Consider the following 18,991-nt stretch of genomic DNA (forward strand, 5'->3'; position numbering starts at 1 on the left):
CAATCCCAGCTTGCACTATAATTCCGATATTCTCGTAACTAAGTCGCCTTCGACATGCGACGGAGTTTTATTCCTGAAATCCCGGAATTATGGCGCGCACCTTACCGCAACCCATTGCCACCCCCGATCCGCTGGCCCTGAATCTCGCCGCGCTGGGCGCGCTCGTGCGCAACCGGCGAGCGCAAAACCAGATGCGGATCGACGATGCGGCCGATATGCTCGGCGTGTCCAAGGACGTGCTGTCCCGGCTCGAAAACGGCCGGGCGGTGAGTCTCGACAAGCTGTTCAAGGTACTGGACGGCTTCGGCCTCAACTTGTTCGTCGTGCCGAAACGAGACGTCCCGGTCGTGCGCAGCGCATTGCATGATCACGCAACGGGACACCCGAGTCCGCCGGGCTCGTCCCGTCCGAACGAGCGCGCGCGATGATCCATCGCCTCCGTATTGCCGCCGATGGCGTGTCCGTCGGGCAGCTGACTTACGATGCCCGTCGCGACGACTACGACTTTTCCTACGATCCGGCGTGGCTCGAGCGCGCGGACGCGTTCGCATTGTCGCCGTGCATTCCGCTCCATGGCGATAGGCCGCCGGTGGGCGCGATCCAGCGCTTCGTGGGCAACTTGCTTCCCGAGGGCCGTGCACTCGACGTCGCTGCATCGATGTATCAAATATCGAAGGACAACGTATTCGGCTTGATCCGGATGCTCGGCAAGGAGCCCGTCGGTGCGTTGAGCTTCGTTCCCGACGACGATGACGCCGTGCGGTCGCTCGCCACGCAAGAACCGGTGCGGCGGCCGATCGGCGCGGAGGAGTTGACCGACCGTATCCGCAAACGCGACGCGATACCGTTCGCGGTTTGGGACGACCGCGTGCGCTTGTCGCTCGCCGGTCACCAGGACAAGTTGCAAGTGCTCGTCGAAGGCGAGCACTTCGCGCTCGTCGACGGAGCGCTCAGCAGTTCGCACATTCTCAAGCCCGAATCCCGCAGCCCAAATGCGCCGTTCATGGTCGCCAACGAGCATTTCTGCATGACGTTGGCGGCGCGCATGGGTTTGCCGGTGGCGCATGTCGAGATTCGGCGTATCCCGGAGCCGATCTTGCTGGTCGAACGATTCGACCGGCTCGTGATGACCGAGCCAAATGATCGTCAGCGCGTGAGTGCGGTGCGGCGACGTCACGTCATCGACGGATGCCAGGCGCTCGATTTGCCGGCGATGCTCAAGTACGAACGCAATCTCGGCAACCACGCGGACGTGCGCAATATCCGCGAAGGCGTGAGTTTCGAGAAACTGTTTTCGTTGACACCGTTTCTGGAAGCGCCGGCCGCCGCGCGTTCGGCCATGCTGCGCTGGGCGTTGCTACAGTTGCTGATCGGCAATAGCGACGCGCACGGCAAGAACATTTCGTTTTTCGTCAGTAGTGGCGGCCTCGAACCGGCGCCGCTTTACGACCTGGTTTGCGTGAACGTGTACGGCGATGCTTATGTGCAGGACATGGCGATGGCGTATGGCGACGTGTTTCGCACAGAGGAATTGACCGCCTTCGCGCTCGCGGACTTCGCGCATCGTGTGCAGATTCGGCCGGCGCTCGTTGCGCGTGAAATGACGCGCATGGCGACGCTGGCTGCAAAGCTGGCTCCCGCGCTGGCCGAATCAGACATCTACACGGGCGACGAGCGTGCATGGGTGCATCGCATTTCGGACTACGTACGTACTCAGGCCGAGCGTATCGTGCGCATTGCGCCCATGGTGCCGAAGGTCGACGCCGCGCTGCTCTAAGCGGGCGCTGCACCGGCCACTGGTACGGCGCCGCTGCGCGCGGCGTCGCGACATCCCGATACCGGTTACTTCAGGTTGCGGCTCGCGGCCGGCGTCGCGCCGGACGGATCGCTGACCGGCACCATGTGCGCCTTCCCGTCGTTCGCGGCATTCGTGCTTTTCGCGTCGTCATGGGGTTCGAGCACGAACCGGAACGTATCGACCCGCTGCATCACTTTTGCCGCATACGCACTGGATCCGCCGCTGTAGCTCTTCAGCCCGGCCTGCACGTTACCACCGGCCGCCTTCACATAACCCGACAGAATGCGCGAGCCGGCGTCGACGTTCGCATTCGGTTCGGTCAGATCCTTCACGTTGCGGAGCATGCCGCGGTGCGCGGACGGCACGACCTGCATCAGCCCGGTCGCGCCATGCTGGCCGCGCGCCTTTTCCTGGAAGCGCGATTCGATCGAGATGATCGCGTAAACGAGTGCCGGCGGCAGCGAATATTTCGTCGCCGTGACGCTCACGATATCGGCGAGCTTCGCGGCCTTTTCCTTCGCGACACCGAATTTCTTCGTCAGATAGGCCGTGATGCGACGGTTTTCTTCGTTCGGCTGATCGTTCGCGAACGGCGCAGAGGCCGCCGGCGCGGATGCGGCCGCTTCGGGCGCGGATGCAGGCAGTGCGGGCGCCTGCTGCGCCGACGCCTGTTGCGCAATGCCGAGCGAAAGCACGATCAGCCAGAAAAACCGTCGTCGCATGGTCGAGTGCGGGGAAATGGAAGGCGCACAGTATATCGGCCAATCGAAGCCTGCGGTCGAGCGCCGGCTCGAATGAAAGCCGTGTGTAGGCTTGTTGCATTCGCAATGGTCCGCGCGCCGATCGTTGCACGCACACGCATCGCAGTCCGGATGAACGGGAGATTGTCCGTCCCGTTTTCGCCCTTTTACGCGATCGTTCGCCAGTATTCGAGGAATGGCCTCGGCTCGCTCGTTCCCTTCGTCGCGCGGTTCGGGCTTTGTCCGAGAATCGGCCAGCCGAAACGCTAGTTGATGATCTCGCCGATGCCGGTTTCGATGCGAGCCCTGAGCTGCTCGATGAACTCGGGGTCGTACGGCTCCCAGCTGTCGAGTTCGCCGACGATCTTCAGCGGCAGTGCGCTTCGATACGATCGCGTTGGATTGCCCGGGAATTTCTTGTCCGTCACGTTCGGGTCGTTTTCGAATTCGCCGGTGGGCTCGACGATGTAGACGCGCGGCCTACCGTCGCCTTTGGCCATTTCCGCGGCAAGGCCTGCGCCTTTGGGCAGCGCAGTGAAATAAACATGGTTCATCACGACGTCGTCCCGATAATTCGACCGGAAGCCCGCGGTCAGCAGATCGCCGATCCGCAAATCCGCTTTCGTGCCATGAAAAAACGGGCCCGTATCCAGAACGGCCATGGCGTCTCCTTCGTAAATTTCGCGACGGCTTTCTACGCGCGCCGCGCGCTCAGCGCCCGCCCGAGTGTGCCGATCGCATCGCTGACCAGCACGGCGAGCAGCCCGACGATCACGCCGCCTTGCAGCACGAACGCCGTGTTCGACGTCTGCAGGCCGGCGATGATCACGTCCCCGAGACCGCGTGCGGCGACCGTCGAGCCGATCGTCGCGGTGCCGAGATTGATCACGACCGCGAGCCGGATGCCGTTCACGATCACCGGAAGCGCGAGCGGCAGCTCGACCGACGACAATTGCTGCCAGCCGCTCATCCCCATCCCGCGTGCGGCTTCGACGACGTCGCGCGGTACGTCTTCGAGCCCCGCGATCGTGCTCTCGAAGATCGGCAGGAGCCCGTACAGTACGAGCGCGATCAGCACGGGCTTTAGCCCGAACCCGACGGCCGGCACCGCGAGCGCGAGCACCGCGACGGGCGGGAAGGTCTGGCCGATGTCGACGACGCTGCGCGCGACCGGCAGGAAATCCGCACCGGCCGGCCGCGTGACTGCGATGCCGGCGGCGACCGCGACGATCGTGCCGATCAGGCTCGACAGCGCGACCGTGCCGAGATGCGCGAGCGTGAGATCGAGCAGGCTCGCGCGATCGTAGATCACCGGCGCGCCATTGTCCGCGAACGGCGCGAACAGCCCCTGCAGCCACGCGGGACGCAACAGCAGCACGAGCAACAGCGCGAGCGCGGCGGCGCGCGCGACATGGGCCGCCAGCCGATGCGCCGGCGCCGAACTCGCGGGCCGCGCCGTCATGCGGGCTGCCTCGCGTGCGCGCGGATCGCGTCGAGCGTGATGCGGCGCACGGCGTGTGCGTGGCCGTCGTCGACGGGCAACGCGTCGGCGCCGCGCCACAGCAGTTCCGAGACCGCATCGCGCAGCGTGCGCGTCGCAGCGATCGGCTCGCCATCGGCGTGGCCTGGCTCGGCCACGGCATCGATCGGCGTCAGCGCGAGCAGGCGCAGCGGCCTGTCGACGCCGGCGACGAGCTGCCCGACGACGCCCGGCACCGGCTTGCCGAGTATTTCGGCCGGCGACGCAACCTGCAAGAGCCGGCCGCCGTCCATCACCGCGATCGTGTCGCCGAGCTTCAGCGCTTCCTCGATATCGTGCGTGACGATCACGATCGTGATGCCGAGGCGGCGCTGCAACGCGTACAGATCGTCCTGCGCCTTGTTGCGGATGATCGGGTCGAGCGCACCGAACGGCTCGTCCATCAGCAGCATCGCGGGCTCGGCCGCGAGCGCGCGCGCGACGCCGACGCGCTGCTGCTGCCCGCCGGACAGTTCGTGCGGCAGCTTGTCCGCGAATTCCGCAGGGTTCAGGTGAAACAGGTCGAGCAGTTCGCGCACGCGCGCGTCGATGCGCTGCGCCGGCCAGCCGAGCAGGCGCGGCACGGTCGCGATATTGCGTGCGACGCTCCAGTGCGGAAACAGGCCATGCCCCTGGATCACGTAGCCGATGCGCCGCCGCAGCTGCTCGGGCGGCACGCTCGCGGTGTCGACGCCGTCGATGCGAATCGTGCCGCCGGTGGGCGCGATCAGCCGGTTGATCATCCGCAGCAGCGTCGATTTGCCGCTGCCCGATGCGCCGACGAGCGCGGTGATCGTGCCGCGCTGCATCGTCAGCGATACGTCATCGACGGCGACGATATCGCCGAAGCGTTTGCCGATGCGTTCGATCTCGATCATGCGGTGCGTCCCTTCGCGAGTGTGGTCGCGGCTTCGAACACGACGGCGGCCGCCAGTGCGAACGCGATGGTCGGGATCGCGCCGAGCAGCACGAGATCGGCGGCCGATTGCCCGATCCCCTGGAAGATGAAGGTGCCGAATCCGCCGCCGCCGATCAGCGCGGCGACGGCGGTCAGCCCGATGTTCTGTACGAGCACGATGCGCACGCCGCTCAGGATCACCGGCAGCGCGAGCACCAGATCGACGCGCAGCAGCCGCTGCGCGCGCGTCATCCCCATCGCGCGCGCCGCTTCGGTCACGTGCGGCGGCACCTGCTCGAGGCCGACCACGACGCTCGACGCAATCGGCAGCAGCGAGTAGAGAAACAGCGCGAGTACCGCCGGTGCGACGCCGATTCCGCGAATGCCTAACGCGGCCGCGAGCGGTACGTGCGCGGCCAGCAGGCCGAGCGGCGCCATCATCAGCCCGTACATCGCGATGCTCGGGATCGTCTGCACGATATTGAGCACCGGCATCACGACGGTGCGAACCGGTGCGATCCGCGCGCATGCGATCCCGAGCGGCACGCCCACGACGAGCGCGGCGGCGACCGAGCCGCCGGCGAGCGATACGTGCCGGATCGCCTCGCGCCAGAAGTCGTCGCTGCGCACCGCGTATTCGTGCATCACGGACAGCCCGTCCCACCAGCCGCTCGCGAGCGGCAGCGAAATCGCCGCTATCGCGACGACGAGCGCGACGAGGCGCCGCCATGGGCCGAATGCGAGCCGCGCGAGCGCGTCCGCGACGAGCACCGCCCAGGCGAACAGCAGCAGCCAGACGCCGGCCGCGGGCGACACGCGCGCAAGCATGTCGTCGGGCGCGACGACGTGCGCGGCTGCCGCGCCGACCGCGTACGCGAGCGTCGCGAGCCACGTGCAGCCGGCCGCGAGCCGCCACGCGGGGCGGCTCGCCGTCATCGCCCATAGCGCGCCGGCGATCCACAGCGCGGCGAGCGCGGCGCCCTGCATCGCGGGCAGCGCGGCGAACAGCGACAGCCCGGTGCCGGCCGCGATGCGGTTCGGCCGCAGCACCATGAACGGCATCGCGAACACCGCGGCGATCGTCAGCACACCGATCAGGATGCCGACCTTGTCGAGCGTGATGCGCCGCGCGGACGCCATCGCGCGTCCCGTCACTTAACGAAGCCCTTCGACTTCAGGTAGCTCTTCGCGACGCCGGCTGCCGGTTCGCCGTTGATCTGGATGCGTGCGTTCAGCATCTGCAGCGTCTTCAGATCGAGGCTCGCGAACACGGGCTTCAGCAAGTCGGCAATCTGCGGATGCGCTTTCAGCGCGGCTTCGCGGATCACCGGCGCCGGTGCGTAGACGGGCTGCACGTGCTTGTCGTCGTCGAGCACCGCGAGGCCGCTCGAGGCGATGCCGCCGTCGGTGCCGTAGACCATCGCCGCGTTCACGCCGTCGGTCTGGTTCGCGGCGGCCTTGATCGTCGCGGCCGTGTCGCCGCCCGACAGCACGACGAGCTGGTCGGGTTTCAGCTTGAAGCCGTATGCCTTCTCGAACGACGGCAGCGCCGATGCGCTGTTCACGAATTCGGCCGATGCCGCGAGTTTCAGCTTGCCGCCGCCCGCGATCCACTTGCCGAAATCGGAGAAGGTCTTCAGATGCTGGGATTGCGCGACCTGCGCGAGCACGGCGACGCCCCACGTATTGTTCGCGGGTGCGGGCGTGAGCCACACCAGATGGTTCGCCGCGTAGTCGAGCTTCTTCGCGCTCTCGTAGCCGTCGCTCGCGTTCTTCCACACGGGATCGTCGGCCTTGTTGAAGAAGAACGCGGCGTTGCCCGTGTATTCGGGGTAGATGTCGATCTCGCCGCTCGTGAGCGCCTTGCGCACGATCGGCGTCGTGCCGAGCGCGATCTTTTCGGTGACGGGGATGCCGTGGGCTTTCAGCACCTGCGCGATGACGTTGCCGAGCAGGTTGCCTTCGGTGTCGATCTTCGACGACACGACGACGGGAGTATCGGCGTACGCACCGGGTGCGACGACAGCGGCGGCGAACGCGAAGCCCAGGATTCGGGCGGGCAGGGCGAGCTTCATCTGGGCCAATCTCCAGAACGGGGACGTACGCCGAAAGTTACTTGAGTGAGTCCGCTTTGGCAAACCGCGTGCGGCGGGACGTCCACAGCGCGCGTGGGGATAACCCGCGCGTGTCACGCGCCGTTGTTACACTGGAACGCGTCACCGCCTGCGGACACTTGCTGACATGAAGCCCGAGCTGCTGGTCCTGATCGCGCTGCGCGGCGACGCGCACCGCCAGATTGCCGCGTCGTACGACGTCCACTATGCGCCCACCGCCGACGAACGCGAGCGCGCGATCGCCGCGCACGGCACCACGATTCGCGCGGTGCTCACCAACGGCAGCACGGGCCTGACTGCCGGCGAGATCGACAGTCTGCCGCAGCTGACGTTCGTCAGCGCGCTCGGCGCCGGCTACGAGCACATCGATGTCGCGCACGCGAAGGCGCGCGGCATCACCGTGGTGACGGGGGCCGGCACCAACGACGATTGCGTCGCCGATCACGCGTTCGCGCTGCTGCTCGCCGTGGTGCGCGACGTCGTGCAGCTCGATGCGAAAACCCGCGCGGGCGTATGGCGCGACGGGCTGCCGATGCCGCCGAACGTGTCGGGCAAGAAGCTCGGCATCGTCGGGCTCGGCAAGATCGGCGAGAAATGCGCGCGTCGCGCGGCCGGCTTCGATATCGAGATCGGTTATCACAATCGCGCGGCGAAACCCGTTCCGTATCGCTATTTCGACCGCATCGACACGCTCGCGCAATGGGCCGATTTCCTGATCGTCGCGACGCCGGGCGGCGCGGGCACGCGCCATTTGATCGACCGCGCGGTGCTCGACGCGCTGGGGCCCGGCGGCTTTCTCGTGAACGTGTCGCGCGGCAGCGTTGTCGATACCGCTGCTTTGGCGGACGCGCTGCGCGAACGGCGCATCGCGGGCGCTGGGCTCGACGTGTATGAAGGCGAGCCCGAACCGCCGCGCGCGCTGACGGATCTCGACAATGTCGTGCTGACACCGCACATGGGCGGCTGGTCGCCCGAGGCGCTCGATCGTTCGGTGCAGCAGTTCCTCGACAATGCCGTGCGGCATTTCGCGGGGGAGCCGGTGCTGACGCCGGTGTGAGCGGCGCGGCGGGGTGCTGCGGAAGCGGATACGAACCGCCTTGTCCGCGACTGGCGTGCAAAAGCCGGAAAAAACGCATCGCGGCGTACCTTTCAGAACCGAAATATCGACTCGGCTGACACAACTTTTCGCTCGATGCGGCCCGGCCGTCGCCGGAGCCGCGCGTTCATGGAGACGAGCGACGACTACCTCCGCAGTGCCGCCGCGCCGCATTGACGCTGGATGAAGAGTCAACGCTGGCCCGCGCTGGTTGCGGCGGCTCGGCGGAACCGGCGCCGCACGCGTGCGATCGTCAACGATCGCACGCGCGTCATGCCGACGGCGCTCAGGATGAAACCAGTGGCACCGTCACCGACGTTCCTGCCGGATCGAGCGCGAGGCCCGTGCCCGGCGCCGGCCGCAGCGTCGCCTCGTTGTCGCTCGACAGCACGACGAGGCCGAGCTTGTGGCCCGCTTCGAGCTTGTAGTCGCGCGGCATGAAGGTCAGCTTCAAGTCATACGGCATCCCCGGCAGCACCGGTTCGGAGAACCAGTCCGACACGCGATTGCGCGGATCGGTCCACGCGCGCGTGACGATCGTCGCCGTGCCGTCCGGTGCGCGGTCGACCAGCAGCGCCGTCACGTTCGCGACACCGGTGAACGTCAGCCGCACACGTGCGGTCGCGGTGCCGGCGATCCGCGTCGCGGACGCGAACGGCGCGGTCTCGAAGCGGCCGCGATGCTCGCCGGTCGTCGCGTTCGCGAGCGTGAGCGCCGGAATCGTCGCATCGTCGGTGAAGCGCGCGAGCGGGCCGCCGCTCGGCGTCCGCAACAGCGTGCCGGTGCCGGCGCCGTCGCCACCTGCGAAATACGCGACCGGCGTCGCGCGCCGCGCGGCCCAGTCCGTTTCCTTCAGCAGCGTGCCGTCCGCTTGCTCGACCACCGCGCGCGGATCGCCCTCGACACCGTTATCGACGCCGATCAGGTAGCGCGTGAACCAGCGGTTCACCTCTGCAGTCCACGCGTCGGCCATCGCGGGCACGCGGGTCGGGTCGGTGTGCTTCAGGCGATGCAGCCACAGCTGCGTCGGCACGCTCTGGCGCCGCATCGCGAGATACCACGACGTCGACTGGTCGACGCGCACGTTGTCGTCGGTCAGCCCCTGCGCGACGAGCGCCGGCGCGACCGCATGCGCGGTCGGAATGTCGCGCGCGGCCCAGAACGGCGAATAGTCGCCGGTCTTGCGGTCTTCCTGTTGCAGCGCTTCGTCGACCAGATGCGTGCAGCGTTCAGGATGCGCATTCGTCAGCAGCGCCTTGATATAGACGTCGACATCCTCGCCCTGATAGCCCTCCGGCGCGCGCACGAGCCCGCCCGATCGGTAGTAGCCGTACATGTTCGACAGCCCGGCGACCGGCACGATCGCATCGAGCCCGCGCGTGCGCAGGCTCGCGACCATCTTCGGCAGCGTGCCGTCGTATGACACACCGTACATGCCGACGTGGCCAGTCGACCAGCTCGCGACGACTGCCTTGCCGCTCGCGTCCTTCGCGGCCGCATCGCGGCCGAGCCAGCGAATCACCGACGCCATCGCGACGGATTCGTCGCGCGTGAGGATCGTCGGGCAACCGTCGGAGCCGGCGGTGCCGAGCGAATCCGCATAAACGATCGTGAAGCCGCGCGGGATGAAATAGCTTTCGATCCATGAGCGGCCGGCCGCGGCCGCTTCGAGCTGCTGCAGCATCCGGACCTGCGGCGCGGCCGCCATCACGCGCGTGGATGCGCCGCCGGCGGCAGCCGCGGCCGCGGCGGGATGCGGCGTGCCGTCGAGTTCGACGTCGACGTCGTGGTTCGGGCTGTCGGCGAGTCCCGCGTAGTACGGGCTCGCGAGCACGATGACCGGCGTGCGCGCGCCGCTCGCGGTTTCGGACGGGCGCACGATGCGCACGTGGATCCGGTCTTTCGTGCCGTCGCGGTCGGAATCGACCGGCGTGTCGACCCACGCGTTTTCCTCGATCGTGCCGCCGGACAGCGATGGCTGCACCTGGCCGTTGCTGATCACCGGCTTGTAGCGGCCGCTGCCGGCGAGGTTGGCGTACGGGACGCCGGACGGCGACACGCGTCGCTGCGCTGCGCTATCGGCCTGTTGATCCTGAGCCTGGCCTTGACCTTGCGCGAGCGCGGACACACCGGCCACGCCGCCGCCGTCGTCGCCGCCGCAAGCGGCGAGCGTCGCGGCTGCGACGAGCGCGGGCAGCCATGCGCGATGCATTCCGGTTCGATGAATGTTCATTGAATCGACCTCGTCTCTTGTGATTGTGTGGAACCGGCCGGCTCGCGATACGCCCCCTGCGGCCTACCGGGTGCTGCGCGGATGAAGCGGAACTGCACCATCAAAAGCGGCGGGCAACACGTACGAGCGTCTCGCCCGGTGCCGGCGCACGTCGGGCGGCGCGCTTCCGGCTGGCGTCGAGGCGAGCGCATCGCCCCGAACGGAAATCGTCAGTGCGGCGGTTCGCTACGAATGCAGGAGTGCGAATCAAATGCAGGCATGCCCAGGCTTCCTTCAGGTTTCGGATGAAACGGAGCGGCACGATGCGATGAGGCGGGAATGTTGCGAACGGCGGTGCTGCAACGGCCCAGGAAAGCGCGACGCGAGGCCGGCACGCTGGCCGGATTGCTTTCCGGAAGCTTGCGCAAAGTTATCGCAGTGAAATGCGCGTGTCAAACTTTTTTAGTTCATGTCAAACAAAGTTTCGATATGCGCGCGGGGTGCGACTTCAACTTCCGCGGAAGGCCGGCCGTAAGCGACGAAAGCAGGTGTCGCGCAGGCCGGCATTCCGCGTCGGCAGCCGTCGCAGAATGCGGATTGTCGCGATGCGGGACAGAGCGAAGGCGATCCGCCGCGCATCGCGCCGGCGCTGCGCAGCAGTACCGGTGCGTTGCGCGTGAAGACCTCCGAGGTGGCGCGTATCGCGTTCAACGCGACCGCCGATGCGAGTGCGCATGTGCTGCGCAGAATCGTCGACGATGCGTATGTAGACCGCAGCGCGCCGGGCGCCGCGCTGTTCTGGCGGCCCGGCATGGGCGGCCGCTACGCGGTGCAGGTGGCCGACGACCACGGGCGCCGCGACCGGCGGCCGTTGGGTGTGGGGCTGGCGGGGCAGGCGCGGCCTGGCCGCGCCGGTTCAGACGCTGTAGCCGATGCGCAGGACGCCCCACGGGCGTCCGCCGACGAAGATCGGCGCCGACACATCCTTCATCAGCGCGAACTGGCCGTTGCCCATGTCGCGCCGATAGGTCTGCAACAGGAACGGCTTGTCGTGCGATACCGACATGCGGGCCGTCCGGTCCGTATAGATCCGGCGATTCCGGGAGTTTGCCGCGTTCCAGGCGGCGTCCGCGCGCTGCGGCTGCGAGAATTTCCGGTTGTGGGTCGGCAGGTAGCATTGCCGGTCGAAGCTCGCGCAATAGACGATGCGTTCGTCGAGGTCGAGCACCGGCTCCTGGACGGCCGGTAGCACGCGATCGGTGAACGCCGTGAAGCGTGTCATGAACTGCTGCGGGTCGGTGCCCGGAATCGGTTCGTAGTGCGTGTCGAAGAGCGCGTCGAGTGCGATGTCGCCACGGCCGACTGCGTCCTCGAACAGCTTGCTGATCGCGGCGGCCGTGCTCCGCGCGGTGTCGATCAGGCGCGTATCGGGAGACTCGATGCCGGTCGCGGCGGTGAGCTCGATCAGCCTCTCGGAGACGGAGAGCAGGTTGCCGAGCCGGTCCTTGGCCTGCGAGAAATTTCCGGCCGAGTTCTCGACACCGGACGCCATCTCGCCCACCTGCTCGTCGAGCCGGTGGCACTGCGTCTCGATTTCGTCCGTCAGCGACGCGATCTGTTCGGCTTCGCCGGCGAGTTCGGTGATTGCGTGCCCGGTCGCGTGCACGACCTCGCCGATCGTGCGCGTGCCCTCGCGCACGCGATGCGCGCGGGCGGCGTTGTCGGCGCCTTCCGCGAGCAGGTGTTCCGTCTGCTCGGCGAGCCGCGCGAGAGTCGTTTCGATCTGGGCCGTCGCCTGCCCCGTCTTCGCGGACAGATTCTTGACCTCCGCCGCGACGACCGCGAAGCTGCGACCCGAGTCGCCGGCGCGCGCGGCCTCGATCGCGGCGTTCAGCGCGAGCAGGTGGGTCTGGCGCGCGATGACCGAAATCTCCTCGGACACGGCCCGCACATGGTCGAGCGCGTCGCGCAGCGTGCCCATCTGGTCGCTGATCGTGGTGACGCCCTCGACGAGTCCGTGAATGTCGGCAAGCGAGGCCTCGATCGTCTGCTGCGACTGCCGGACCGCATTCGACGCGTTGGCGCTGACGTCGCGCACCTGCTGCGCGGCCTCGGCAATCCGGTGGTTGCCGCGCAGCGTGACGGCGGCCGATTCGCGCAGCGTGTGGCAGACCTCCGCCTGCCGGGCGACGCGGGCCGCGACTTCCTCGACGTGACCCGATACGTCGCAGATCTCGATGCCGAGCCTGCCTGCCTGCTCGGCGATGTCGCCGACGAGCGCACGCGACGAACGGCGGCCGCGGCCGAATCCGAAGAAGTTCACGTTGCTGGGTCTCCTTGATGGCATGCACGCCGGGTTCCCGCGGATATTGGGCGCGCGTTCCTGACTTGACGGCCGCACGGCCGCGGACTTGAGGTCGGGTAAACATCGAGCGTCCGCCCATGACGACCAGGTCGACCTGGTCGAGCGGGCTGGCCAATTCGCGCAGCGTTGCGCGACGCGCTGCGAACCGCCGCCGGGCTTTCGCATCGGGAAGAATTCAGGTGCGCAATGTGCGGCGGAGTGTGATGGCCGACGGCGCGCGGCGAGTCGACCACGACGGCTCAGGCGAGCGAGGCAATACGGAGTAACGGGAGTCGGAATGGCCGATCTGCAGTCCTCTCGATGCCGATCGCATGATTTGCACGAGCCGGCACGGCACCGCCTCGTCAAACTGGAGATCGATACGGCAGACTGGGGCGGCGCCGGGGGGGGCGTGACCGGCAGCGGGTGATCCGTGCCTCGATGCAGCGCCGCGTGACGCTGGCTGCGAGCCGCTGCGCGGCGCCTGCGCAGAACAGGGGCCGGCGCGGATCCGGACGTGCGCGCCGGTCAGGTTCGATCTCGACGAATGACCGGCGCGCGCGCCATCAGCTGTCGTCGGTCTTCGCCTGCAGATCCTTCAACCCCTGGATCACGACCAGCAGCGCGCGCCCGTGTTCGTCCGAGCCGTCCCACGCGTCGACGATCGCGTCGCGCAGCAGATCGTTATAGCGGCGGCGCGCCGGGCCGGTATCGACGCCATAGAAACTGCATAGCTTATTGAATGGCGCGCTGCGCCGCAGCCGTCGTCCATTCGACTGCCGCAGCCGCGACACCGTCGGCTGGCTGACCCCGGAGAGTCGCGCAATTTCGCTGGACGAGCGCGTATCCGCCAGCAGACGGCGTAACAGGTCTTGTACAGGAAAATCATGATCCGGGGCTTCCATGCGATGCATTATACCTATACAGTTACGGTTGTTGAATGGGCTTGCTGTCACCAGCGAGGCTGTATCCCGAGAAAGTTGATGACACTGAAACACCTCCCTCCCACGTTCTGCTGGACGAAGATCGGTACCGAGTCCGGCGAGGAACTGCCGACCGTCGTGCTCCGCAAGGAATGGGAGCGCCGGCTGGGGGGCGGGCGTTTCCTGTGGGGCATCAGCCAGCCGCTCGGCAACAGCGCGCAAGTGGCCGCGCATCGCACGGGCTCGCTGCTCGCGCTGTTCTCGCCGGTTGCGTCGCGCACGCGTCCCGGCGAGCGCAAGCGCGAGGACGCGCTGCTGTGGAATGCATGGGTCGATGCCAGCGGCCAGGTGCGGCCGCTGCCGCCGCACACGTTCATCGCGAGCCGCGCGACGCTGCCGTCGGGCCGGCGTCGCGAGCAGCACTACGCGCTGGTTTGCGCATCGTCCACCGCGCTGACGGTCGGCACGCAATTGCGCGTGTTTCCCGACCACCTGCGCAGCGTGAGCACCGGCAAGCCGCTCGGCGTCGCGCAGGGCGCGGCCGTGGTCGACTGCATCGGGCGTGCGAAGGAGCAAACGGGCAAGAGCTATCCGCTCGCGTTGTCGGTCGAGCTTGAAGCACCGTATTTCGTGCGGCTCGCGCAGCCGAGCGTGCTGAAGGCGCGCGATCTCGCCGACGTGAACAAGGCGACGCGCGCCGGCGATTTCGATCGATTCGTCGAGCTGGTCGCGCGCTTGCGCGGCAAGTCGCCGACGGATGCCGTGCGCGGCGTCACGCGCGATCTGTTCGACGTGCCGCCGATCGAAACGGCAGCCGCCTATGTTGCGCCCACCCATGCCGTGCGACTGCGCAGCCGGCCCGCGGCCGAGCATCCGGGCGAACTCACCGGCGACCTGTTCGATCTGTCGCCTGGTGAAGCGGCCGCGTTCGGCGGTCTCGCGCATTCGCGTATCGGGCGCGCATGATGTTCGCCCGCCTGCATGCGGCGCATGATGTGAAGTCGCGCGGTTGAACGCGCGTGCGGCGGCGTGCATCGATGTCGCCGCCGTTCGGCGCGCAAGAATTTGTTGCAATCTCGCCGTAGCGGTTCGGCGAGTGTGGAGCGACAATCGCGACGAAGCGCGCTGCACGGCGATCGTGCGCCGGCAGGCTGCCTGCCGGCGTTCACGCGGCCGACATGCGTGCCGCGCACACTGAGCGCCGGCTTGCTTCACATAGCAACCCTGAAGGAGAAGTGTCGATGTCGACCCACATCTGTTCGCGGGAAGCCCGGGCCGCACAACGCTTCGTCGAAGCGACGCGCAACGTCGATCAGGCGTTTCGCGCCGTACGCGGTGAAGGCGATGACGACATCTCGTCGGCCGACTATGCACGCGCGATGTCGCGCCTCGATCGTGCGCTCGATGAACTGGCACGTGCGCAGGAATTCTTCGATCGCGTGGTGAGCGCCGACGCGCCGCACGGCAACTGAACCGAAGGCGCTGTTGCGGCCTTTGCGTCTGTCGCTTTCTTTTTTTCGTTTTGTTCTACGCTGCATCGTGCGGCGTTCGACGCGCGTCACGATAGCACCCGGCACGTCGTTCATTCATCGTCCGCCGGCGGCCCATCGCGCACACCCCATCATGCAGGCGCGTAACGCACGTCCGCTTGATTCGATTGGCCTCACACGTTCAGCCCGCCGATCGTCCAACCGGGATTCATAGACCCTGTGCCGATGCACGCCCCGGCGGCATGAGCGAAGTCGGGCAAGCGCAAAGTTGTCGCGCGGCATCGGCGAAGTCGGGTGGTGGTCGATGCCCGCGCATTCTGCCATCGGCCCCGGCGCGCTGCGGTGCCGCGACGATGTGGCAACGCGCTCGACGTCTCGCGTCGTGAACGGTGAGCTCTATGCGTAGCCGCCGTGCTGGAACGACGTCGCGAAGAACCGCATCTGATAGCGGATCGCATGCGCCCAGTAGTCCCACGTGTGGCCGCCCGGACGTTCGGCATAATCGTGCGGCACGCCGAGCGCGACGAGCCGCTCATGCAGCGTGCGGTTCGAGCCGACGAACGAATCGTCGCGGCCGCAGTCGATGATCAGGTCCAGATGCGCGCGGACGAACGCGCGTGCGTTTTCGACGATCGCGCTGCGGTTCCAGAACGACGGATGGCGGACGGGGTCGCCGAATACGTGATCGATGCCGGGCTCGTCCTCGCAGCAGCGCGGATCGACCGCGCCGCTGATGCTGCCGACCGCGCCGAACGTGTCGGGCCGGTCGAGCGCGATGCGCAACGCGCCGAAGCCGCCCATGCTGAGCCCGGTGATCGCGCGAGCGCCCTTGGTCGCGATCGTCCGGAAGTGCATGTCCATGTACGACACGACTTCGTCGCCGACGAAGGTTTCGTAGCGGCTGCCCGAGTCGAACGGGCTGTCGATGTACCAGCTTTCGTGTCCGCCGTCCGGCATCACCAGGATCACGCGATAGCGGTCGGCCAGCGCGGCGATCCGCGTGTTCGCGGTCCAGTCGGTGTGGTCGCCGCCGGAGCCGTGCAGCAGGTAGACGACCGGAAAGCGTTCGACGCTGCGCTCGGGGCCGTGATGCAGACGCGCGTACGCGTCCGGCAGCACGACGGTCGCCTGCAGCGTCTGGTTCATCGCCGCGCTCGGGATCGCGACGACCCGCGCCTGGTAGGCAAGCGCGGGGCCGGCGGTGGCGAGCAGCAATAGTAGCCAGAACGTGCGTACCAGGTTCATGGAGCCTCGCATGTGTCGTTTCCGTTCGGCAGTCGGGCATCGGGAAAACCCTGTCAGGCGACTCTAGCAACGGCGCCTTTCAACCAAATTTCGGCGAATCCTACGAGGTTGTCAGGTGGCGGGGGGGCTTACGCGCCCGACTTGCCCTCCATTTCCGCCCGCAGCCGCGCTTCCTGTTCCTGCAATTCCGGCGTGAACGCTTCGCCGAAGTCTTCGGGCGAGAAGATCTGACGAATCTCGATGTCCGATTCCGTCGGCATCGGATTCGGGCAGCGCTTGACCCATTCGACCGCTTCCTCCATCGAATTCACCTGCCACAGCCAGTAGCCGGCAATGAGCTCCTTGGTCTCGGCGAACGGGCCGTCGATGACGGTCCGCTCGTTGCCGGAAAAGTGTACGCGCTTGCCGCGCGAACTCGGGTGAAGCCCTTCGCCGGCGAGCATCACGCCGGCCTTCACCAGCTCCTCGTTGTACCGGCCCATTGCCGTCAGTAGTTCGGTATCGGGCATCGCACCCGATTCGGAAGAGGCCGTGGCCTTGACGATCACCATGACGCGCATTGTCGTTACTCCTTGAACGAGAAAGGGGGAACCCGCCGTCGGCCGGCCGTGCGGCCGGCAAAACGAGCGGTTACGACACTACGACGCGCGACGATCGCGCGAATCGACATCTCCCGAAAAAAATTCATCGGACCGTCGGCCGGAGCGGCGCACAGCCACGCACACTGCCGTGCGCCCGTGCGCCGCTCACGCCGCCTTTGCGTGCGCGTCCAGCACGCCGCGAATCCGGGTTGCGAGTTCGTCACGGCGATACGGCTTGCCGAGCAACATGACGCCGGGGTCGAGGCGCCCGGAGTGGAAGATTTCGTCGCGCGTGTAGCCGGAGGTGAACAGCACAGGCAGCGGCGGCGTGCGCTGCGCGGCACGGCGCGCGAGCTCGCTGCCCTTGATGCGGCCCGGCATGATCACGTCGGTGAACAGCAGGTCGATCGGCGTGCTGCTGTCGAGCATCCGCAACGCGGCTTCGCCGTCGGACGCGGTGAGCACCTTGTAGCCGAGCTGCGCGAGCATGTCGACCACGGTGAGCCGGACGTCGGCATCGTCCTCGACCACCAGAATGGTTTCGCGGCCGCGCACGGGATCGTGCTGCGGCGCACGGGCCGGCTCCTCGGCGTACGTCTCGTGACAGCGCGGAAACGTGAGCCGCACGGTGGTGCCCTGGCCCGGCGTGCTGTCGATCGACGTGTGGCCGCCGCTTTGCTTGACGAAGCCGAATACCATGCTGAGCCCGAGCCCCGTGCCTTCGCCGTCGCCCTTGGTCGTGAAGAACGGTTCGAACACGCGCTCGAGCACGTCCGCGGTCATGCCGCTGCCGGTGTCGGTGACCTCGAACGTCACGTAGTCGCCGGGCGGCAACGGCGCGTGACGTGCGCCCGGGGCCGGCGGCGGCGCCACGTCGTTGTACGCGGCAATCGTCAGCGTACCGTCGCCGCGCATCGCGTCGCGCGCATTGATCGCAAGATTGAGCAGCGCGTTTTCGAGCTGGTGCCGATCGGCGAGCACGTTGCCGACGTCGGACGCAAGCGCCGGGACGATCCGCACGGTTTCGCCGAGTGCGCGGTGCAGCATCTCGCTCATGCCGTCGATCAGCTGGCGCGGATCGAGCACCGTTGGCGACAGCGGCTGGCGCCGCGCAAAGGCGAGCAGGTGCGATGCGAGTTGCGCACCGCGCCGCACCGCGTTGTTCGCGCTTTCTATCCGCGGCTGCGCGCTCGCGCGTTCGCCGAGCTCGACCGAGAGGATTTGCAGGTTGCCGCTGATCACCTGCAGCACGTTGTTGAAGTCGTGCGCGATGCCGCCGGTCAGGCTGCCGATCGCTTCCATCTTCTGCGCGTGGCGCAACTGTTCCTCGATCGCCGCGCGCTCCGCGATCGCATCGGCCACGCGCTGTTCGAGCGTTTCGGTCAGGCGGCGCAGCGCATCGTTGGACGCCTGCAGCGCCGCTTCCGCGTGTTCGCGATGGCGTCTGGCGAGCACGCGCTCGGTCGTCTCGATCACGACGGCGAGCACGCCGCCCGGCGCGCCGTCGTCGTCGGGCAGCGGGCTGTAGTGCAAGTCCATCCACACGTCTTCCGGTTGGCCGTTGCGCAGCAGCACGAGTTCCTTGTCGCGATACGTCAGCGTGCCGCCCGCGAGGCAGGTATTCATCACGTTGCGGTTGAAGTCGGCGACCTCGGGCCAGCCCAGTTCGACCGCCTTGCCGAGCAGATACGGATGGCGTCCGCCGGCGAACGCCGCATACGCGTCGTTGTAGATCATGTAGCCGGGCTCGCCCCACAGCATCACCAACGGCAGCGGCGACGCGAGCACGGTGCGCACGGCCGCGACGAGGCTCGCCGGCCAGTCGTCGAGCGGCCCGAGCCCGGTTGCCGACCAGTCGAAGGCGGCGACGCGCTGCGCCATTTCACCTTTCCAGCCGCGACAATCGTGGTGCTGCGCGAACAACTCGACGTGCATGGAATCGCTCCGATCAGGACATGGCGGCCGCGGTTCGGCGCGGCAAGCCGCGTAGGCCGACTCATTCTAGTGCAGATCGATCGCGCGGCGGCGTGC

Annotated in this window: 17 protein-coding genes and 1 pseudogene; 6 read left to right on the forward strand and 12 right to left on the reverse strand. The window is 67.4% G+C overall.

Annotated elements, in window-relative coordinates; all coding sequences use genetic code 11:
- Positions 1-89 precede the first annotated feature (89 nt).
- Positions 90-428, forward strand: coding sequence for a helix-turn-helix domain-containing protein (locus BSE24067_RS00175; RefSeq protein WP_151063035.1), 339 nt, complete (start codon positions 90-92; stop codon positions 426-428).
- Complete coding sequence (locus BSE24067_RS00180) at positions 425-1,777, forward strand: HipA domain-containing protein (protein WP_151063034.1); 1,353 nt, start codon at positions 425-427, stop codon at positions 1,775-1,777. Before BSE24067_RS00175 ends, BSE24067_RS00180 begins: the two co-directional genes overlap by 4 nt.
- 65 nt (positions 1,778-1,842) lie before the next feature.
- Here the strand turns inward: BSE24067_RS00180 and BSE24067_RS00185 are convergent, their stop codons facing one another.
- From BSE24067_RS00185 to osmF, 6 genes are all read right to left on the reverse strand, one after another.
- Positions 1,843-2,520, reverse strand: coding sequence for a lytic transglycosylase domain-containing protein (locus BSE24067_RS00185; RefSeq protein ID WP_151063033.1), 678 nt, complete (start codon positions 2,518-2,520; stop codon positions 1,843-1,845).
- Between the two features lie 284 nt (positions 2,521-2,804).
- The gene (gene arr / locus BSE24067_RS00190; protein ID WP_151063032.1) at positions 2,805-3,200 is read right to left on the reverse strand and encodes an NAD(+)--rifampin ADP-ribosyltransferase; all 396 of its coding nucleotides are present in this window, start codon (positions 3,198-3,200) and stop codon (positions 2,805-2,807) included.
- Positions 3,201-3,232: 32 nt separating this feature from the next.
- Positions 3,233-4,000 (reverse strand): ABC transporter permease, encoded by a 768-nt coding sequence (locus BSE24067_RS00195; protein WP_151063031.1) that lies wholly within the window; start codon positions 3,998-4,000, stop codon positions 3,233-3,235.
- Positions 3,997-4,935, reverse strand: coding sequence for an ABC transporter ATP-binding protein (locus tag BSE24067_RS00200; protein WP_151063030.1), 939 nt, complete (start codon positions 4,933-4,935; stop codon positions 3,997-3,999). Before BSE24067_RS00200 ends, BSE24067_RS00195 begins: the two co-directional genes overlap by 4 nt.
- A complete protein-coding gene (locus BSE24067_RS00205; RefSeq protein WP_151063029.1) occupies positions 4,932-6,110 on the reverse strand; it encodes an ABC transporter permease in 1,179 nt (392 codons plus the stop codon). The genes BSE24067_RS00200 and BSE24067_RS00205 overlap by 4 nt, the downstream gene beginning before the upstream one ends.
- The gene (gene osmF, locus BSE24067_RS00210) at positions 6,107-7,030 is read right to left on the reverse strand and encodes a glycine betaine ABC transporter substrate-binding protein OsmF (RefSeq protein ID WP_151063028.1); all 924 of its coding nucleotides are present in this window, start codon (positions 7,028-7,030) and stop codon (positions 6,107-6,109) included. The genes BSE24067_RS00205 and osmF overlap by 4 nt, the downstream gene beginning before the upstream one ends.
- Positions 7,031-7,196: 166 nt before the next feature.
- Here osmF and BSE24067_RS00215 point away from each other — a divergent pair, with 166 nt between their 5' ends.
- A complete protein-coding gene (locus BSE24067_RS00215; RefSeq protein ID WP_151063027.1) occupies positions 7,197-8,126 on the forward strand; it encodes a 2-hydroxyacid dehydrogenase in 930 nt (309 codons plus the stop codon).
- Between the two features lie 325 nt (positions 8,127-8,451).
- On the opposite strand, the gene BSE24067_RS00220 is transcribed toward BSE24067_RS00215, so the two are convergent.
- On the reverse strand, positions 8,452-10,398 hold the full coding sequence (locus BSE24067_RS00220; RefSeq protein WP_151063026.1) for a Xaa-Pro dipeptidyl-peptidase: 1,947 nt from the start codon (positions 10,396-10,398) through the stop codon (positions 8,452-8,454).
- A gap of 628 nt (positions 10,399-11,026) precedes the next feature.
- Here BSE24067_RS00220 and BSE24067_RS32210 point away from each other — a divergent pair.
- Positions 11,027-11,182, forward strand: a pseudogene (locus BSE24067_RS32210) (transpeptidase-transglycosylase); the annotation flags it as partial.
- 111 nt (positions 11,183-11,293) lie between these two features.
- Here BSE24067_RS32210 and BSE24067_RS00230 read toward each other — a convergent pair.
- Both BSE24067_RS00230 and BSE24067_RS00235 read right to left on the reverse strand, forming a co-directional pair.
- Complete coding sequence (locus tag BSE24067_RS00230) at positions 11,294-12,700, reverse strand: methyl-accepting chemotaxis protein (RefSeq protein ID WP_151063024.1); 1,407 nt, start codon at positions 12,698-12,700, stop codon at positions 11,294-11,296.
- Positions 12,701-13,287: 587 nt separating this feature from the next.
- Entirely contained in the window at positions 13,288-13,626 is a 339-nt protein-coding gene (locus tag BSE24067_RS00235; RefSeq protein ID WP_151063023.1) for a helix-turn-helix domain-containing protein, read from the reverse strand.
- 78 nt (positions 13,627-13,704) lie between these two features.
- Between BSE24067_RS00235 and BSE24067_RS00240 the strand changes: the two genes are divergently transcribed.
- A complete protein-coding gene (locus BSE24067_RS00240; protein WP_151063022.1) occupies positions 13,705-14,610 on the forward strand; it encodes a hypothetical protein in 906 nt (301 codons plus the stop codon).
- A 275-nt stretch (positions 14,611-14,885) separates the two neighbouring features.
- A complete protein-coding gene (locus tag BSE24067_RS00245; RefSeq protein ID WP_151063021.1) occupies positions 14,886-15,116 on the forward strand; it encodes a hypothetical protein in 231 nt (76 codons plus the stop codon).
- A 414-nt stretch (positions 15,117-15,530) separates the two neighbouring features.
- Here BSE24067_RS00245 and BSE24067_RS00250 read toward each other — a convergent pair whose 3' ends face one another.
- The 3 genes from BSE24067_RS00250 to BSE24067_RS00260 form a co-directional block, all read right to left on the reverse strand.
- The gene (locus BSE24067_RS00250; RefSeq protein ID WP_174904673.1) at positions 15,531-16,379 is read right to left on the reverse strand and encodes an alpha/beta hydrolase; all 849 of its coding nucleotides are present in this window, start codon (positions 16,377-16,379) and stop codon (positions 15,531-15,533) included.
- Between the two features lie 128 nt (positions 16,380-16,507).
- Positions 16,508-16,939 (reverse strand): YciI family protein, encoded by a 432-nt coding sequence (locus BSE24067_RS00255; RefSeq protein WP_151063019.1) that lies wholly within the window; start codon positions 16,937-16,939, stop codon positions 16,508-16,510.
- A 186-nt stretch (positions 16,940-17,125) separates the two neighbouring features.
- The gene (locus BSE24067_RS00260) at positions 17,126-18,895 is read right to left on the reverse strand and encodes an ATP-binding protein (protein ID WP_151063018.1); all 1,770 of its coding nucleotides are present in this window, start codon (positions 18,893-18,895) and stop codon (positions 17,126-17,128) included.
- Between the last annotated feature and the right edge of the window lie 96 nt (positions 18,896-18,991).

This window comes from Burkholderia latens (assembly GCF_902499045.1).
Lineage (GTDB): Bacteria > Pseudomonadota > Gammaproteobacteria > Burkholderiales > Burkholderiaceae > Burkholderia > Burkholderia latens.

Coding starts and splice junctions, on each gene's coding strand:
- BSE24067_RS00245 (WP_151063021.1), top strand. CDS start 14,886: ATGTCGACCCACATCTGTTCGCGGGAAGCCCGGGCCGCACAACGCTTC.
- BSE24067_RS00250 (WP_174904673.1), bottom strand. CDS start 16,379: ATGAACCTGGTACGCACGTTCTGGCTACTATTGCTGCTCGCCACCGCC.
- BSE24067_RS00200 (WP_151063030.1), bottom strand. CDS start 4,935: ATGATCGAGATCGAACGCATCGGCAAACGCTTCGGCGATATCGTCGCC.
- BSE24067_RS00180 (WP_151063034.1), top strand. CDS start 425: ATGATCCATCGCCTCCGTATTGCCGCCGATGGCGTGTCCGTCGGGCAG.
- BSE24067_RS00215 (WP_151063027.1), top strand. CDS start 7,197: ATGAAGCCCGAGCTGCTGGTCCTGATCGCGCTGCGCGGCGACGCGCAC.
- BSE24067_RS00175 (WP_151063035.1), top strand. CDS start 90: ATGGCGCGCACCTTACCGCAACCCATTGCCACCCCCGATCCGCTGGCC.
- BSE24067_RS00260 (WP_151063018.1), bottom strand. CDS start 18,895: ATGCACGTCGAGTTGTTCGCGCAGCACCACGATTGTCGCGGCTGGAAA.
- BSE24067_RS00220 (WP_151063026.1), bottom strand. CDS start 10,398: ATGAACATTCATCGAACCGGAATGCATCGCGCATGGCTGCCCGCGCTC.
- BSE24067_RS00195 (WP_151063031.1), bottom strand. CDS start 4,000: ATGACGGCGCGGCCCGCGAGTTCGGCGCCGGCGCATCGGCTGGCGGCC.
- BSE24067_RS00255 (WP_151063019.1), bottom strand. CDS start 16,939: ATGCGCGTCATGGTGATCGTCAAGGCCACGGCCTCTTCCGAATCGGGT.
- BSE24067_RS00240 (WP_151063022.1), top strand. CDS start 13,705: ATGACACTGAAACACCTCCCTCCCACGTTCTGCTGGACGAAGATCGGT.
- osmF (WP_151063028.1), bottom strand. CDS start 7,030: ATGAAGCTCGCCCTGCCCGCCCGAATCCTGGGCTTCGCGTTCGCCGCC.
- BSE24067_RS00235 (WP_151063023.1), bottom strand. CDS start 13,626: ATGGAAGCCCCGGATCATGATTTTCCTGTACAAGACCTGTTACGCCGT.
- arr (WP_151063032.1), bottom strand. CDS start 3,200: ATGGCCGTTCTGGATACGGGCCCGTTTTTTCATGGCACGAAAGCGGAT.
- BSE24067_RS00185 (WP_151063033.1), bottom strand. CDS start 2,520: ATGCGACGACGGTTTTTCTGGCTGATCGTGCTTTCGCTCGGCATTGCG.